This window comes from Vogesella sp. AC12, from assembly GCF_024437575.1.
Lineage (GTDB): Bacteria > Pseudomonadota > Gammaproteobacteria > Burkholderiales > Chromobacteriaceae > Vogesella > Vogesella indigofera.
Genome location: NZ_JANFNU010000005.1, coordinates 197,011 through 213,011, shown reverse-complemented (window position 1 = coordinate 213,011; position 16,001 = coordinate 197,011). Strand labels below are relative to the sequence as shown.

The window sequence follows — 16,001 nt, the reverse complement described above, 5'->3', positions numbered from 1 at the left end:
AAACGCGCCATCGCCGATGGCGCGTTTTTTCATGCCGGACACGCCGACGCAACAAGGCCGGCGCCCGCGGCGGCGCGAACTATACTGCACTGTCGCTTATCCGGGAGGACACCATGAAGCAACTGATCATCCTGCTCAGCCTGCTGGCGGCGCCGGCCATGGCGCTGGACATCAACGACGCCAGCTACGACGAGCTGGTGGCCGCCGGTTTCAGCACCGCCGATGCGCAGCGCATCGTCGACGCGCAGCTGACCACCACCTTCACCAACAGCCGTGACCTGCTGGCGATCAAGGGCATCACCCAGGGCGATCTCAACCGCGTGCGCGCGTCGCTGACCATCAACGGCGAGCCAGTCACCACCCGTTCCGGCACCGCGCCGGCCATTCCCGGCGTCCGGCCCGCCATCCCGGCCAGCAAGAGCAGCAGCGTTGATCTGGGCAGCCCCGGCAGCAAGGGCAAGAGTGGCGACAGCCAGCGCGGCGGTAACGGCGGTGGTGGCGGTAACGGTGGCGGCAAGGGCAAGGGCAACTGAGCCGGCCGGTCACCTGCGATACAGCCTCCGCCAACGACAACGCGCCATCCACGGATGGCGCGTTTTTTTGGGGTGTGCCCAAGGTTGGCCGCAACGCTGCGGCCAACCCTGGCAACGGTCGCTCAGTAGTAAATCACCTCGCGGCGGGTGCTGAGGCAGCCGTTGCCCTGCATCTGCGGCGTCAGGTACACGTACACCGACTTGTCGTCGTTGCGCAGGATGGTGGTGCTCTCGTTCAGCGATGCGTGATACTTGAACTCGCCGTAGATTTCCTCGCGCAGCACGGTGCAGGCCTTCGGCCAGTACGCCGTTTCGTTGTATTCCGCCGAACACCGGCCCGACTTGTCCGGGCCGACGCTCATCGACACGTGGCTGTCGCCATCCGAATACTTCTTGGCGATCAGGCTGGAAAACGGCCGGCGGTCGGCGTCTTTGTCATTCCAGATATCGTGCGAGGCATGGCCGCCGTCCTTGACGATAAAACTGGCCACCTTCTTCAGTGGTGCCATGCAGGTCTTGATCTTGGCATCCACGGCATTGTCCACCGGGCTGGGCTCGCCGGCCTGTGCCAGCAGCGGTGCCAGTAAGGCCAGCAGCAGCGTTGAGCGGTATCTCATCTTCTCTCCCCTTGTGCAAAGCACGCGCCGCTCGGCCGCAGTGCGTGACCACTCAACATACCATCAGCACCATGCCAGTGAAATGACCTGCGTCAGCCACCGTGCCCGACCCTAGTGCAGCAGCGGCATCAGGCTCGCCAGCTGCTGGCCGTGCTCGTCCAGCAACAGCAAGTCGCCACCCTGCCATTGCCAGCGCCGTACCGATTTCAGTGCGGCAAGGAAGGCCGGCTCGATCTCCTGCGGCTGCGGGCAGGCCTGCCGCGTGCTGGTCAGCTGGCGGAAGCGCAGCTTGGCCGGCGACAGGCGGTAGCTGCCGCCGAAGCGGTTGCAACCGGCCACGCCGCTCACCCGCTGCGTGGCGGCATCCAGCTCGAAATAAGGTCGCGCCACATTGGCGGCGATCGGCTTGCCCGCCAGCGTGCGCAAGTGCCAGCGCTCCTGCTGCAGCCGTTGCAAGGTGGTGTCCGGGACGGTGCCATCACAGCGCTGGCGCTGGCTGATGCTGCCAAAGCGCTGCGGAATCACGCTCAGCCGGTAGCCGGCCTCGTCGTGGCGTGGCGCCAGCGTCGCTTCCATCCGCACCAGCAGGCGCTCGCCGGGCCGCTGCCGCGTGGCCAGATAGGCGCGTTCCAGCGCAACGTTGTCGCCCTCCGCCACCACCGGCAGGCGCATGCCCAGCTCGCACAGTTCGATGGTGCCGGCATCGGCCATGTACTGGTACAGGCCGCTCAGCTGCAGCCGCGGTTCGATCGGCGCAAACTGGCGCGCGCGGCGCAGCGAATAGTTAAGGCGCGACACGATCAGGCGGCCGTCGCTGTCGAGCTTGGTCAGCCGCTTATTGCGCACCGCAAACAGCAACGGCGCCTCGTTGGCAGCACTGAGATGCAGCCGGCCGTCCTCCATGCGCCAGACGCCCATCTGGTCGTGCTGCAGCGGCTGCGGCTTGCCGCGATAAACCTGGCGCAGGGTGTAATAGCGCTCGTCCCACAGATCCAGCTGCCAGCTGACGCCGGCGCAATCGGCACACGGCAGCTCGCCGCGATAGGTGGCCGGATAGTCGGGCAGCGACTGCGCCGGCGCCGGCAGCGGCGTGAGCGGCAGCAACAGCAGCAGGCCGCGCATGAGTGAGGATTTCAGCAACGCAGACTCCTTGGTGGACAGTAAGGGACAGGCTGGGACCGGCCCGGTGCCGGAGCGTTCCGCAGCGCTGGCCGGCCACGCGCAAACGGCCGGCGGCGGCTGATTAGCGGCGGAATGCGCCGCCATCCGCCAGCGGTACGGAACTTGCCCGCCAGTATGCCTTCTAAGCGCGGTGAACAGCATCAGCTGGTCCATTCCCCACCAGCCCCATCCAAGGAGTACACCATGCAACAAACCCTGACCCGTTCGCTGATCCTGCTGGCCGCCATCGCGGCACTGACCGGCTGCGCCGGCATGACCCAGAACCAGCGTAACGCCGCCATCGGTGCTGCCATCGGCGGCGTGGCCGGCTCGGTCCTGACCGGCGGAGACACCCTCGGCACCCTTGGTGGCGCGGCCGTCGGCGGCGTCATCGGCAACGGCGGCATCAAGTAAGCCGCCTCGCCGTTACAAGCACCGGGCGCGCACTGCGCGCCCGACCACACCACCGCCGTCACGCTGCCGTGACGGCGGTTTTGTTTGTGGCGGCCAACGTTGGCCGCAGACGGCGCGGCAAGCAACAAGCAGCACACAGACACCGCACCGGAAAACCGTTACAGAACAGACCATTAACGACAGCACCGGCACGCCAGACCGCCGCATCGGCACATGGTCAGCCGGCGATCAGCGGCTATACTGCGGTATGAGCCGCGACCTCCCGCCGCGACTTCGCCAAGGAGCAGCATCATGGGCAAAATCCGACACAGTACCAAGGAAGCGAAAAAGCAGGCACAGCACACGCCGAAGGAGAAACGCGCCGCCAAACAGCTGAAGAAACACGCTGGCGACACCCCTCCTCTGCTACCCCCGCACTGAACCCCGCCCGCTTTTACCCCGTCCACCAGTAACGAGCCCCTTACGCTGCCTGGTCACGACTCCCGCGCCAGGCAGCAACAGGCGAGCCACTCGCCCCTCACCTCGTCATGAAGCTCACCCCGACAGCCAACGGGTGCAGAGCGCCTGTGCTCCAGCCGGCGGCCGCCCACGCATCGCGCAAACCGCAATCCAGCATCGCAAACTGACACTGCCCCGGCCGCAGGGCCACGCAGCAGACCGCGCGCGCCCGTCACACACCCCGCCATGCAGATCACGCCGCCAGCCAACGGGCGCTGTGCGCCTGCTCAACCGGCAAGCACGAACTCATCATCCCGACCGCAACTCCGCTCCCGAACTGGCCCAGCCCCGGCCGCAGGGCCACGCGGCAGACCGCGCGCGCCCGCGCATGGCGAGCGGCGCCATGGTCTAGACTGAAAGCAGCGCCCCCATGGCGCGGAGTCCTGCAATGAGCAAGCTGTGGCAGTTCATCGCCGTGGTCTGGCTGGCCCTGCTGCCTGGCCTGACGGCGGCAGCCACGCCGGCACCGGTCGTCATCATCCCGCTCAGCGGTGCCATCGGCCCGGCCAGCGCCGACCACGTTGGCCGCAGCCTGGCGCGCGCGCAGCGCGAGGGCGCGCAGCTGGCGGTGCTGCAGATGGACACCCCCGGCGGGCTGGATACCTCGATGCGGCAGATCATCAAGGCCATCCTCGCCTCGCCGGTGCCGGTGGCCAGCTTCGTCGCCCCCAGCGGCGCCCGCGCCGCCAGCGCCGGCACCTACATCCTGTACGCCAGCCACATCGCCGCGATGGCCCCCGGCACCAACCTCGGCGCCGCCACCCCGGTGCAGATCGGCATGACCGGCCCGCCGGACAAGGCCGGCAAGCCCGACAGCAGCGCCCCGGCCAGCAGCAACCAGGATGCACTGAGCCGCAAACAGGTGAACGACGCCGCCGCCTACATCCGCGGCCTGGCGCAGCTGCGTGGCCGCAACGTGGAATGGGCCGAGCGCGCGGTGCGCGAGGCCGTCAGCCTGTCGGCCGGCGACGCGCTGGCGCTGCGGGTGGTGGATCTCACCGCGCGCGACATCCCCGACCTGCTGCAGCGGCTGGACGGCCGCAGCGTGCCGATGGCCAGCGGCACACGGGTGCTGCACACCGCCGGTGCCGCAGTCATCACCCTGCCGCCGGACTGGCGCAGCCGCTTCCTCGGCGTGATCACCGACCCCAGCGTGGCGATGATCCTGATGCTGCTGGGCATCTACGGCCTGCTGTTCGAGTTTTCCAATCCCGGCTTCGTGCTGCCCGGCGTGGTCGGTGCCACCTGCCTGCTGCTGGGGCTGTACGCGCTGCAAATGCTGCCGGTCAACTACGCCGGGCTGGCGCTGGTGCTGCTGGGGCTGGGCTGCATGATCGCCGAGGCCTTCCTGCCCAGCTTCGGCACGCTGGGGCTGGGCGGCATCGTCGCCTTCGTCATCGGCGGGGTGATGCTGGTCGATACCGAACAGCCCGGCCTCGGCGTGCCACTGGGGCTGATCGTGGCGCTGGCGGCCATCTCCGGCCTGTTCGTGTTCCTGGTCAGCGGCATGGCGCTCAAGGCCCGCCGCCAGCCACAGGTCGGCGGCGAAGTGGCGCTGATCGGCAGCCACGGCGAAATGCTCGACGATCTGGACGGCGAAGGCTGGGCCAGCATCCGCGGCGAATGCTGGCGCGTGCACAGCGCGACGCCACTGAAACGCGGCCAGCCGGTGCGGGTCACCGCGCGGCAAGGGCTGCTGCTGGAGGTGACGCCAAGCAGCGACCCCGACAAAGGAGAATCACCATGAGTTACGAAATGGGCGGTGGCTTGTTAATGCTGATCCTGGCGCTGCTGGTACTGCTGCTGATCGCGTCGTCGTTCCGCATCCTGCGCGAATACCAGCGCGGCGTGGTGTTCATGCTCGGCCGCTTCTGGCGGGTGAAGGGGCCGGGGCTGGTCCTGGTCATCCCCGGCGTGCAGCAGATGGTGCGCGTCGACCTGCGCACGGTGGTGATGGACGTGCCGTCGCAGGACGTGATCTCGCACGACAACGTGTCGGTGAAGGTCAACGCCGTGCTCTACTTCCGCGTGGTCGATCCGGAACGCGCCATCATCCAGGTCGCCAACTTCCTGGAGGCCACCAGCCAGCTGGCGCAGACCACACTGCGCTCGGTGCTGGGCAAGCACGAGCTGGACGAAATGCTGGCCGAGCGCGAACGGCTGAATCTGGACATCCAGAAGGCGCTCGACGTGCAGACCGACGGCTGGGGCATCAAGGTGTCCAATGTCGAGATCAAGCACGTCGACCTCAACGAATCGATGATCCGCGCCATCGCCCGCCAGGCCGAGGCCGAGCGCGAGCGGCGCGCCAAGATCATCCACGCCGAGGGCGAGCTGCAGGCATCGGAAAAGCTACTGGGCGCGGCGCGCATGCTGGCGCAGCAACCGGAAGCGATGCAGCTGCGCTACATGCAGACGCTGACGCAGATCGCCGGCGACAAGAGCTCCACCATCGTGTTCCCGATGGACATCCTGCAGGCGCTGCGCGGCGGCAAAACCCCGCCGGAATGAAGCGAGGCGCGGCGGCGGCAAGCGCTGCCCCATCACGCAGCGACAGCGCGCAACGACCGCGCAGATGCAAAAAGGTTGGCCGCAAGCGTTTTTCGCTTGCGGCCAACCTTCAGGTACAGACCATTACCGCGACTGGCGGCACACGGGCTACTTCAGGGCAGATTCGGCAGCGGCCGGTCATTGCGGTGCAGCACCTCGCTCAGCTTGCAGGCCTCGCACTCGACATACAGCAACTCGCTCTCCTTGCGCAGCCGGGCCTGACGACCACACAAACGGCAGTCCAGCTTGATGCCGGTATTCTCGCCACACGCCAGGCACTTCAGATAGTAGCCATATTTGCCATAGCGAAATTCCAGCTGCTGCGAGGCACACGCCTTGCAATACGTCACATATTCCTTTTGCGGCCCCTCGTCACGCAGCAGCCGTTCCCAGAAGCTGGCCTGGCGCAGTTTGTCGCCAATGTAATCCAGATGACGATACACCGGCGCCGCGACCGGCGGCGTTGCGGCCGGCTTTAGCGGAGTGGCCGGCGCGGCCATCACCACCTCGACCAGCGTTGCCGCATACTCACGAGCCGGTTCCCGCGCCACCGGCGCTTCCGCTACAGGTGCAGGCGCAACTGGCGCCGGCTGCGCCTTGGGCGTATGCATCCGGCTCATGTACTCGCCCAGAATCTTGCGGTACGGCGCCGGAAATGCCACCGCCCCGGCCACCTTGGCGCGAATACGCTCCCCCACCAAGTCGGCCTTGCATACCTCGGCCACCGTCTCGCCCTTGGGGGCGATGAACTGACCCTTGCTGGAAATGGCGATCATGAAGTCGATAGCCAGCGCATCAATGACCTGCGGCTGCTTGGCCATGCGGCGCAAAAACTTGCGCAAGAACTCCGCCTGCAGCTTGGCCTGCACAATCGGCGACGCCATGCCGGACGAGCGGTCGTCATACCAGCGCAGCCACTCGCCATCGGCCTTCATCTGCAGCTTGCCGGCCACGCTCTTGCTCTCGATGATGGTCAACCCGGCGGGATGAATCAGCACATGGTCCATCTGCGCAGCATCGCCATCCATCTCCAGCCGGATATCGTTCAGCACATACACCTCGCTGTCGTCACCGAAATAGCGGCGCAGATAAAACGCCATCTCTTTTTCAGCCGCGTCACCCGCCGCCTGCTTCCAGTCACGGGCTTCGGTAAAAGTCTTTTCTTTCAGGATCATGGATGAGGTGCAGTTTTTTGGACAGGAAGTCGCATTATAACCTCGTCATGCAGTCATCGTTGTCGTGTCGGCAAGCACCACAAGCCATCTTGCGGCCAACTTTCGGGGCCAATAAGTATCGAACCGCATTTTATGTAGCTCAATCTGCCGCGCCGCGCCATGTCGACTACCATTAAAAGTAAGGAGGCATCATCATGAAATGCTGGACCTACGACACCCGCTACGGCCCCTTCGAGATCGTGCCGCTCGATGGCAGCTACCACATCATGCACGAGGGCGAGGCGCTGGCCGCCTACCCGACCCCGGAAGAAGCAGCCAAGGCGCTGGCCGAAGGCCACAGCCCTTGGCCTCCCTTCGGCAACCCGCGCGACCTCGGCATCCCCGCCGATCTGAAGCAATGGCATTGCCGCCTGCTGGCCTGACCATTGCTGCGGCGTAACCAAGCGCAAAACAACGTTGGCCGCAAACCGGAAACGGCTTGCGGCCAACCTTTGAGCATCAACGGTGCGCGCGTCGCGGGCGTTGGGCTACCTTTTACCCACTTGCGGCCAACCTTATGATTGACGCGGTGAACCGTTGAGCTTCGCAAGTTCAGCGCCAACCTACCCGACCGGCACCGTCAAACGGCAGCCAAAACCGAACCGTCGCCCCCACCCCGTTGGGGCAAGCCGGGCAAACTGCCGCCAGCCCGGAATCAAGCCGCCCTCTTTTGAGCGCAGCGTATGGGCGGCGCCGGGATGACGGCAGTTTGCACGGGAATTCTTGCCCCTTCGGGTCTCCTTTTCTTTGCTTACTTTCTTTTTGGCGAAGCAAAAGAAAGTAAGCCGCAGCCGCGCGGAAAGCGGCAGATAAAAAACATCCGCGCAGCGGATACCACATCCAAAAACAAGGTTGGCCGCAAGCCGTAAAGGTTTGCGGCCAACCTTGGTCTTGCACCGTGAGCGCTAGGCCTCAGCTCATTAAGCCCAACTTACCCAGTTTGTTAATGAGTTCTTCCGTAGCTGAAGTAAGTTGCAAAAGCTAGACAGAATAAAATCACAAAACCAAGACAATAGAAAATTATCATTTTCATACTGCTATGCAATTCAAAAAAAGCAATCTTCACAGGACTACTTCTCCCAATCTCACCAGTGAGATCAATATGAGAAAAATTCTGTTTAAGGAATTTTTCCATGGCAACTCCTTTTTTGACAGCCCCGTACAGAAGTTTGTGATACCAAAAATAATCCATAAAGAAAAAAAGCAACCATATGCCAGCCCCAAGAAACAGAATAACAGAGGCCAAAGGCACATCACCGAAAAACGGAAGATGCGAAATCATATTATCTTTCATGGAAACACCGGCCACGCCTATTATCGCAGAAAGAAGCAAAACCGCATAATTCCTGACCCTCATCTGCATATCATTAAAATGCATTTGAACATCAATAATTTTCTTCCAGATATCAATGTTCATTTGGAAAAAATCTTTTTTCTCCATATCGCCTCGATTAATTTTCTTCAGCTTTAAAAAAATCCAAAATTTTATCGAAACTATCCACACTACAAGAGGGCACTATTTTTCCTCTTCTTTTAACTTCAACCTCCCTCTGAACATCTTGTGAAGTCCAATGTGAAACTTTCTGCAACAACTTATAGTCATCAGCCCTATCTATGAAATGTGTAGCACCATATTTGGCATGTACATCAAATATCCCAGCATCTTGAGCCATTGCAATATCCTTCATCTCGCTGTCACCTATATAAACAGCCTCCCAAGGATCAATTTTTACATCCTTCAAAATGCCCAGTAAAATTTTAGGATTAGGTTTTACCTCCCCCTCCGGAGTAAAGTGCACTCTGGAAGCAAGTGGAATAGGCTTCAGATCATCCACCCGTTCATTCGGAATATGATGATCCTCTGGCAAATATATAGAATCTAACAAGCCATCTAACCCGAGAGCTTTAATCCTATAAGCAGAATAATAATATCTAGACTCCGTATAACCAATTAGAATAATTTTTCGGCGCTTCAATTCCTGCAAAGTTTCTTTTACTTTTGGATACAACCTCAAACTTTCACTTCTCCCAGCCCTATAAGCCTCAATCGCTGGAATCATTTGCTCCCTCACTCTAGAACTACTCAAAAAAATCCTCTGCAAAGACGGCATCTCCTCCAACAAGAAAGCATATTCTGAAGTGCCATGCTCCTGATGGATAAGTCTAATCTCTGGAATCAGCTCGTCAAGTGAAACCCCTGATATTTCCGAGACCTTCTTTACCATTGCCCCAAAAGCAGAATGCCAAAAAGAAAACCAATCAAAAAGAGTGTTATCTAAATCTGTAATTAGTACTTTTTTCATATATTTATAAAATAAAAAAAGGGTGAAAACTCACCCTTAGAATATTCAGGCCAGCTTCGCCAGCTGCCCCTTCACCTTCTCCAACTTGTCATTCAGCTCCGCCAGCTGCGCCTTGTCGCGCTCCACCAGATGCGCCGGCGCCTTGTCGACGTAGCCCGGCTTCTCCAGTTTCGCCGTCAGCTTCTCCAGCTCGGCACTGACCTTGCCGATTTCCTTGGTCAGGCGTGCGGTTTCGGCGGCCTTGTCCACTTCCACCTTCAGCATCAGGCGGGCATCACCACTGATGGCGACCGGGGAGTCGTCTTCCGGCAAGGCGGACACGATGCTGCCTTCGGTCAGGCGTGCCAGCAGCTTCAGGTAGGGGATGAACTCGGCGATGGAGGCGTCGGCGGTTTCGATGAACAGCGGCGCCTTCACCGCCGGGCCGATGCCCATTTCACCGCGCAGGTTACGCACCGCGTTGACCAGGTCCTTGAACGCGTCCATGCGCGCGTTGGCGGCGGCGTCGATCTTCTCCGGCACGGCCACCGGCCAGGCGGCGACCATGATGGAGTCGGTGTGCTTGGCGTTGGCCAGCGGGGCGACGGTCTGCCACAGTTCTTCGGTGATGAACGGCATCAGCGGATGGGTCAGGCGCAGCGCGACTTCCAGCACGCGCACGATGGTGCGGCGGGTGGCGCGTTGCTGTGCCTCGTTGCCGGTCTGCAGTTGCACCTTGGCCAGCTCGACGTACCAGTCGCAGTATTCGTTCCAGATGAACTCGTACACGGTCTGCGCGGCGAGGTCGAAGCGGTAGGTTTCCAGCGCTTCGGTGACGTCCAGCTCGGCCTGTTGCAGGCGGCCGATGATCCACTTGTCAACGAAGCTGAATTCCAGCGGCAGGCTCTCGTCCTGGCCGCAGTCCTTGCCTTCCACGTTCATCATCACGAAGCGGGTGGCGTTCCACAGCTTGTTGCAGAAGTTGCGGTAGCCTTCGGCGCGCTTGAAGTCGAAGTTGACGGAGCGGCCCAGCGTCGCGTAGCTGGCCATGGTGAAGCGCAGTGCATCAGTGCCGTAGGCAGGGATGCCGTCCGGGAACAGCTTTTCGGTGGCCTTGGCGATCTGCGGCGCCTTTTCCGGGCGACGCAGGCCGGTGGTGCGCTTGTCGACCAGCGGTGCCAGCGCGATGCCGTCGATCAGGTCGACCGGGTCGATGACGTTGCCTTCCGACTTCGACATCTTCTTGCCTTCGTGGTCGCGCACCATGCCGTGGATGTACACGTCCTTGAACGGCACCTTGCCGGTGAAGTGGGTGGTCATCATGATCATCCGGGCAACCCAGAAGAAGATGATCTCGTAGCCGGTGACCAGCACCTGCGACGGGATGAAGGCGCGCAGTTCCGGGGTGTCTTCCGGCCAGCCCATGGTGGAGAACGGCACCAGCGCGGAGCTGAACCAGGTGTCCAGCACGTCCTGTTCGCGGCGGAGCAGCTTGCCCGGCGCCTTGGCCTGCGCCTCGGCTTCGGTGCGGCCAACGTAGATGTTGCCGTCTTCGTCGTACCAGGCCGGGATCTGGTGGCCCCACCACAGCTGGCGGCTGATGCACCAGTCCTGGATGTTGTTCATCCACTGGTTGTAGGTGTTGACCCAGTTTTCCGGGATGAAGCGCACTTCGCCGGATTCGACGGCGTCGATGGCTTTCTGGGCGATGGATTTGCCGGTGGCATCCCCGTCGCCGACCTTGCTCATCGCCACGAACCACTGGTCGGTCAAGAGCGGCTCGATCACCGAGCCGGTACGGTCGCCGCGCGGCACCATCAGCTTGTGCGGCTTGGCTTCCAGCAGCAGGCCCTGCGCGGTGAGGTCGGCCAGCATCGCCTTGCGTGCGTCGGCGGTGGACAGGCCGGCGTAGGCGGCCGGCAGGTCGATGGTACCCTGCGCGGTGCCGTCGAAGCCGAACAGCTGCGCCTTGGCGAGGATGGTGGCCTGCAGCGACATCACGTTGATCAGCTGGGTGTCGTGGCGCTTGCCGACCTGGTAGTCGTTGAAGTCGTGCGCCGGGGTGATCTTGACGAAGCCGGTACCGAAGGCGGCATCGACGTAGTCGTCGGCGATCACCGGAATCTGGCGGCCGGTCAGCGGCAGCGCCAGCAGCTTGCCCAGCAGGTGCTGGTAGCGCTCGTCGGTCGGGTTGATGGCCACGGCCACGTCGCCGAGCAGGGTTTCCGGACGGGTGGTGGCGACGGTCACAAACTCGTCGCTGCCCACTACCGGGTACTTGATGTGCCACATGAAGCCGTCTTCTTCCTCGGAGACCACTTCGAGGTCGGAGATGGCGGTACCCAGTTTCGGGTCCCAGTTGGACAGGCGCTTGCCACGGTAGATCAGGCCCTGTTCGAACAGGCGCACGAAGACTTCGGTGACGGTATCGGCGCGCACGTCGTCCATGGTGAAGTATTCACGGTCCCAGTCCACCGAGCAGCCGACGCGGCGCATCTGGCTGGTGATGGTGCCGCCGGACTGCTCCTTCCACTCCCACACCTTGCTGGTGAAGGCTTCACGGCCGAGGTCGTGGCGGTTGATGCCCTGCTCGGCCAGCTGGCGCTCGACCACGATCTGGGTCGCGATACCGGCGTGGTCGGTGCCCGGAATCCACACCGTGTTGTCGCCCTTCATGCGGTAGTAGCGGGTCAGGCCATCCATGATGGTCTGGTTGAAGGCGTGGCCCATGTGCAGGGTGCCGGTCACGTTGGGCGGCGGCAGCTGGATGCAGAAGGCGGGTTTGCTGGTGTCCATGTGCGGCTTGAAGTAGCCGGACTGTTCCCATTGATCGTACCAGCGACGTTCGATGTCGCCCGGCTCGTAGCTTTTGGCAAGTTCAGTGGTCATGGTGTGAATTCGGTCTTTATCGATGCAGAAAAATGACGTCGATTATAAACCGAATCGGCTACAGCGTCGTCAGCATCCGTTGTGCCGGCCGGGTGACAAGCCGGTTACCACACCAATGAAAAATGCCCCACCAAGGCGGGGCATTCACGGTGTTGCGGCCAACGTTGGCCACAACGCTACGCTTACAGCACTTCGATGATGCCGGCGGCACCCATGCCGGTACCGATGCACATCGTCACCATGCCGTAGCCCTGCATGCCGGCATTGCGCATGCCGTGCACCAGCGTGGCGGTACGGATGGCGCCGGTGGCGCCCAGCGGATGACCCAGCGCGATAGCGCCGCCGTGCGGGTTGACCAGGCTCAGGTCCAGCTCCAGATCACGCGCTACCGCCAGACCCTGCGCGGCGAAGGCTTCGTTCAGCTCGATCCACTTCAGCTGATCCTGGGTGATGCCGGCGTTGCGGCAGGCTTCCGGAATCGCTTCCTTCGGGCCGATACCCATGATTTCCGGCGGCACACCCTTCACCGCGAAGGTCACGTAGCGGGCCAGCGGCGTCAGGTTGAACTGCTTCAGGATCTTCTCGGACACCAGGATCACGGCACCGGCGCCGTCGGACATCTGCGACGAGTTGCCGGCGGTGACGCTGCCCTTGGCATCGAACACCGTCTTCAGCTTGGCCAGGCCTTCCAGCGTGGTCTCGCGGCGCGGGCCTTCGTCGGTGTCCAGTACGCGGGTGGTGCTGATCACTTCGCCTGTTTCCAGGTTCGGCGTGCGGTAGGTCACTTCCAGCGGCGTGATCTCGCTCTTGAACTTGCCGCCGTCGATGGCGGCGATGGCGCGGCGGTGCGACTCGACCGCGAACGCATCCTGGTCTTCACGCGACACGCCCCACTGCTGCGCGACCTTCTCGGCTGTCAGGCCCATGCCGTAGGCGATGGCGTAGTTCTCGTCCTTGGCGAAGATCGCCGGGTTCAGCGACACCTTGTTGCCCATCATCGGCACCATGGACATCGATTCGGAACCGGCGGCGATCACCACGTCGGCCTCGCCCAGACGGATGCGGTCGGCGGCCATCTGCACCGCGTTGATGCCGGAGGAGCAGTAGCGGTTGATGGTGATGCCGCTGACGGTGTTCGGCAGGCCGGCCAGCAGCACGCCGATACGCGCCATGTTCAGGCCCTGTTCCGCCTCGGGGAAGGCGCAGCCGACCACGCAGTCGGAAATCAGTTTCGGGTCCAGCGTCGGCACCTGTGCCAGCGCGCCGCTGATCACGTGCGCCAGCATGTCGTCCGGACGCACGTTGCGCATCATGCCGCGCGGCGCCTTGCCTACCGGCGTGCGGGTCACGGCAACGATGTAAGCTTCCTGTACTTGTTTAACCATTTTTTGCAATCTCCTTCAGGCCGGAGCGGCAGCGCGCACGCCGCCCTCCGGCCGCTGTTCGGCGGTATCAGTTACGCAGCGGCTTGCCGGTAGTGAGCATGTTGGCGATACGGTCCTGGGTCTTGCTGGACTTGAGCAGGGTCATGAACGCCTTGCGTTCCAGATCCAGAATCCACTGCTCGTTGACCAGCGTGCCCTGCTCCACGTCGCCACCGGTCATCACGTCGGCGATCAGCGCGGCGATGGTGAAGTCGTGCTGGCTGATGAAGTGGCCTTCCAGCATGTTCACCAGCTGGCCCTTGATCGAGGCGGCACCGGCGCGACCGGCGACCGGGAAGCCGGCGACCTTGAGCGGCGGACGGTAGCCGGTTTCATACAGCGCCAGCGCTTGCTGCTTGGCGACGTACAGCAGCTCGTAGGCGTTGAACACCACACTGTCGCTGTTACGGAAGAAGCCGATTTCCTGCGCCTCGTGGCCGCTGGTAGCGACCTTGGCGGTGGCGATGGCCATGAAGTAATCCTTCAGTGCCGCCAGTACGTCGCCCTGCGCATTCTGCGCCGCACGCAGCGCGAACTCCTTGCAACCGCCGCCGCCCGGCAGCAGGCCGACACCGACCTCGACCAGACCGACGTAGGATTCCAGCGCGGCGACGACCTTGTCGCAGTGCATCGCAAACTCGCAGCCACCGCCGAACACATAACCCTGCGTCGCGGCGACGGTCGGGATGTGGCTGTAACGCAGGCGCATCGAGGTGGTCTGGAAGCGGCGCACCATGGTGTCGATCGCATCCCAGTCGCCCATCATGAACGCCGGCAGCATCGACTGCAGGTCGGCGCCGACCGAGAACGGCTCTTCGGTCTGCCAGATCACCAGGCCCTTGAAGCGGGCTTCGGCGATATCGATGGCGGTGTTGACGCCGTCGATCACGTCCGGGCCGATGGCGTGGGCCTTGGACTTGAACGACACCACCAGCACGTCATCACCGGTGGTGAAGGCGCGCACGCCCTCGTTCTCGAACACGGTCTCGCCCAGCAGGCCAGACACTTCACCCAGCACCTTGGCCGGCGCCAGCTGACGCTGGTACACGTCCAGCGTGGAGCGGCCGACCAGCTTGCCGGCGGTGGCGTCGAAGGAGCCATCGGCAAAATGCACGCCGGCACGGTCTGCTTCCAGCGCCCAAGCCGGCAGCGCCGCTGCGGCCAACGTTTTGCCGGCCTTGATGTCTTCATCGATCCAGCCGGCAACTTGCTGCCAGCCGGCAGCCTGCCAGGTTTCGAACGGGCCGACCGACCAGCCGAAGCCCCAGCGAATGGCGAAATCGACATCACGGGCGCAGTTGGCGATATCGCCCAAATGGTAGGAAATGTAGTGGAACACGTCACGGAAGCAGGCCCACAGGAACTGCGCCTGCGGATGGCTGCTGGCGCGCAGCTGCTTGAACTTCTCGGCCGGGTTCTCGATTTTGAGGATGTCCTTGACCGCTTCGTCGCCCTTCTCGCCGGCGCCCACGTACTCGCCCTTGGCAGCGTCGAAGACAAACATCTGCTTGCCTTCCTTCTTGTAGATGCCGCGCTTGGTCTTGGCACCCAGGCTACCGTCGGCGATCAGCTGCTGCAGCCACTGCGGCGACTTGAAGTAGGCGTGCCACGGGTCGTTCGGCAGCGTGTCGTCCATGGTTTTCACCACGTGCGCGAAGGTGTCCAGCCCGACCACGTCGGCGGTGCGGAAGGTGGCGGACTTCGGACGACCGAGGCGCGGGCCGGTCAGGTCGTCGACCACATCGAAGCGGATACCGAATTTTTCGGCGTTGGCGATGGTGGCCAGCATCGAGAACACGCCGATGCGGTTGGCGACGAAGTTCGGGGTGTCCTTGGCACGGATCACGCCCTTGCCCAGCGTGGTCACCAGGAAGCGCTCCAGGTTGTCCAGCATGCTGGCATCGGAGCCGGTGCACGGGATGATCTCGACCAGGTGCATGTAGCGCGGCGGGTTGAAGAAGTGCACGCCGCAGAAGCGTGGCGCCAGCTCGGCCGGCACGCCGGCGGCCAGCTGGTTGATCGACAGCCCGGAGGTGTTGGTCGCGAAGATGGTGTGCTCGCCCAGATGCGGCGCCACCTTGGCGTAGAGGTCGGTTTTCCAGTCCATGCGCTCGGCGATGGCCTCGATCACCAGGTCGCACTCTTTCAGCAGGTGCAGATGGTCTTCGTAGTTGGCCGGCTGGATGTAGTTGACCGCATCCTTGTTGGACAGTGGCGACGGCTTCAGCTTTTTCAGGCCGTCGATGGCTTTCAGTGCGATCCCGTTCTTGTTGCCGTCTTTTGCCGGCAGGTCGAACAGCACGGTCGGCACCTTGGCATTAACCAGATGGGCGGCGATCTGCGCCCCCATCACGCCGGCGCCGAGAACGGCGACCTTGCGTACGATAAACTTGGTCTGAGACATGGTTTCCTCGGTTGT

General features: G+C 62.6%; 14 protein-coding genes. 6 read left to right on the top strand and 8 right to left on the bottom strand.

From position 1 onward, the window contains the following. The first annotated feature begins 113 nt into the window (after positions 1 to 113). The gene (locus tag NOM55_RS10515; RefSeq protein ID WP_255908531.1) at positions 114 to 533 is read left to right on the top strand and encodes a helix-hairpin-helix domain-containing protein; all 420 of its coding nucleotides are present in this window, start codon (positions 114 to 116) and stop codon (positions 531 to 533) included. A 122-nt stretch (positions 534 to 655) separates the two neighbouring features. Here NOM55_RS10515 and NOM55_RS10510 read toward each other — a convergent pair whose 3' ends face one another. Then, positions 656 to 1,150, bottom strand: coding sequence for a hypothetical protein (locus NOM55_RS10510; protein ID WP_255908530.1), 495 nt, complete (start codon positions 1,148 to 1,150; stop codon positions 656 to 658). A gap of 111 nt (positions 1,151 to 1,261) precedes the next feature. Continuing rightward, positions 1,262 to 2,290, bottom strand: coding sequence for an META domain-containing protein (locus NOM55_RS10505; RefSeq protein ID WP_255908529.1), 1,029 nt, complete (start codon positions 2,288 to 2,290; stop codon positions 1,262 to 1,264). Between the two features lie 225 nt (positions 2,291 to 2,515). On the opposite strand from NOM55_RS10505, the gene NOM55_RS10500 reads away from it, so the two are divergent. From NOM55_RS10500 to NOM55_RS10485, 4 genes are all read left to right on the top strand, one after another. Further along, entirely contained in the window at positions 2,516 to 2,725 is a 210-nt protein-coding gene (locus NOM55_RS10500; RefSeq protein WP_047966040.1) for a glycine zipper 2TM domain-containing protein, read from the top strand. Between the two features lie 291 nt (positions 2,726 to 3,016). Next, positions 3,017 to 3,145 (top strand): hypothetical protein, encoded by a 129-nt coding sequence (locus tag NOM55_RS10495; protein ID WP_255348020.1) that lies wholly within the window; start codon positions 3,017 to 3,019, stop codon positions 3,143 to 3,145. Positions 3,146 to 3,611: 466 nt separating this feature from the next. Next, positions 3,612 to 4,970: a nodulation protein NfeD gene (locus tag NOM55_RS10490; RefSeq protein ID WP_255908528.1), complete on the top strand. Its 1,359-nt coding sequence runs from the start codon at positions 3,612 to 3,614 to the stop codon at positions 4,968 to 4,970. Next, the gene (locus tag NOM55_RS10485) at positions 4,967 to 5,734 is read left to right on the top strand and encodes a slipin family protein (RefSeq protein ID WP_255908527.1); all 768 of its coding nucleotides are present in this window, start codon (positions 4,967 to 4,969) and stop codon (positions 5,732 to 5,734) included. The genes NOM55_RS10490 and NOM55_RS10485 overlap by 4 nt, the downstream gene beginning before the upstream one ends. A gap of 152 nt (positions 5,735 to 5,886) precedes the next feature. On the opposite strand, the gene NOM55_RS10480 is transcribed toward NOM55_RS10485, so the two are convergent. Continuing rightward, complete coding sequence (locus NOM55_RS10480) at positions 5,887 to 6,948, bottom strand: nuclease-related domain-containing protein (RefSeq protein WP_255908525.1); 1,062 nt, start codon at positions 6,946 to 6,948, stop codon at positions 5,887 to 5,889. 194 nt (positions 6,949 to 7,142) lie between these two features. Here NOM55_RS10480 and NOM55_RS10475 point away from each other — a divergent pair, with 194 nt between their 5' ends. Continuing rightward, positions 7,143 to 7,370 (top strand): hypothetical protein, encoded by a 228-nt coding sequence (locus NOM55_RS10475; RefSeq protein ID WP_047966036.1) that lies wholly within the window; start codon positions 7,143 to 7,145, stop codon positions 7,368 to 7,370. Between the two features lie 560 nt (positions 7,371 to 7,930). Here NOM55_RS10475 and NOM55_RS10470 read toward each other — a convergent pair. The 5 genes from NOM55_RS10470 to NOM55_RS10450 form a co-directional block, all read right to left on the bottom strand. Next, on the bottom strand, positions 7,931 to 8,428 hold the full coding sequence (locus NOM55_RS10470; RefSeq protein WP_255908524.1) for a hypothetical protein: 498 nt from the start codon (positions 8,426 to 8,428) through the stop codon (positions 7,931 to 7,933). A 10-nt stretch (positions 8,429 to 8,438) separates the two neighbouring features. Then, positions 8,439 to 9,290 carry an HAD family hydrolase gene (locus NOM55_RS10465; RefSeq protein WP_255908523.1) on the bottom strand — a complete coding sequence of 284 codons (852 nt, stop codon included), beginning with the start codon at positions 9,288 to 9,290 and terminating at the stop codon, positions 8,439 to 8,441. A 45-nt stretch (positions 9,291 to 9,335) separates the two neighbouring features. Further along, on the bottom strand, positions 9,336 to 12,158 hold the full coding sequence (locus tag NOM55_RS10460; protein WP_255908522.1) for a valine--tRNA ligase: 2,823 nt from the start codon (positions 12,156 to 12,158) through the stop codon (positions 9,336 to 9,338). A 182-nt stretch (positions 12,159 to 12,340) separates the two neighbouring features. Further along, the gene (locus NOM55_RS10455) at positions 12,341 to 13,543 is read right to left on the bottom strand and encodes an acetyl-CoA C-acyltransferase (protein WP_255908521.1); all 1,203 of its coding nucleotides are present in this window, start codon (positions 13,541 to 13,543) and stop codon (positions 12,341 to 12,343) included. 67 nt (positions 13,544 to 13,610) lie between these two features. Further along, positions 13,611 to 15,986 (bottom strand): 3-hydroxyacyl-CoA dehydrogenase/enoyl-CoA hydratase family protein, encoded by a 2,376-nt coding sequence (locus NOM55_RS10450; protein WP_255908520.1) that lies wholly within the window; start codon positions 15,984 to 15,986, stop codon positions 13,611 to 13,613. Positions 15,987 to 16,001 lie beyond the last annotated feature (15 nt).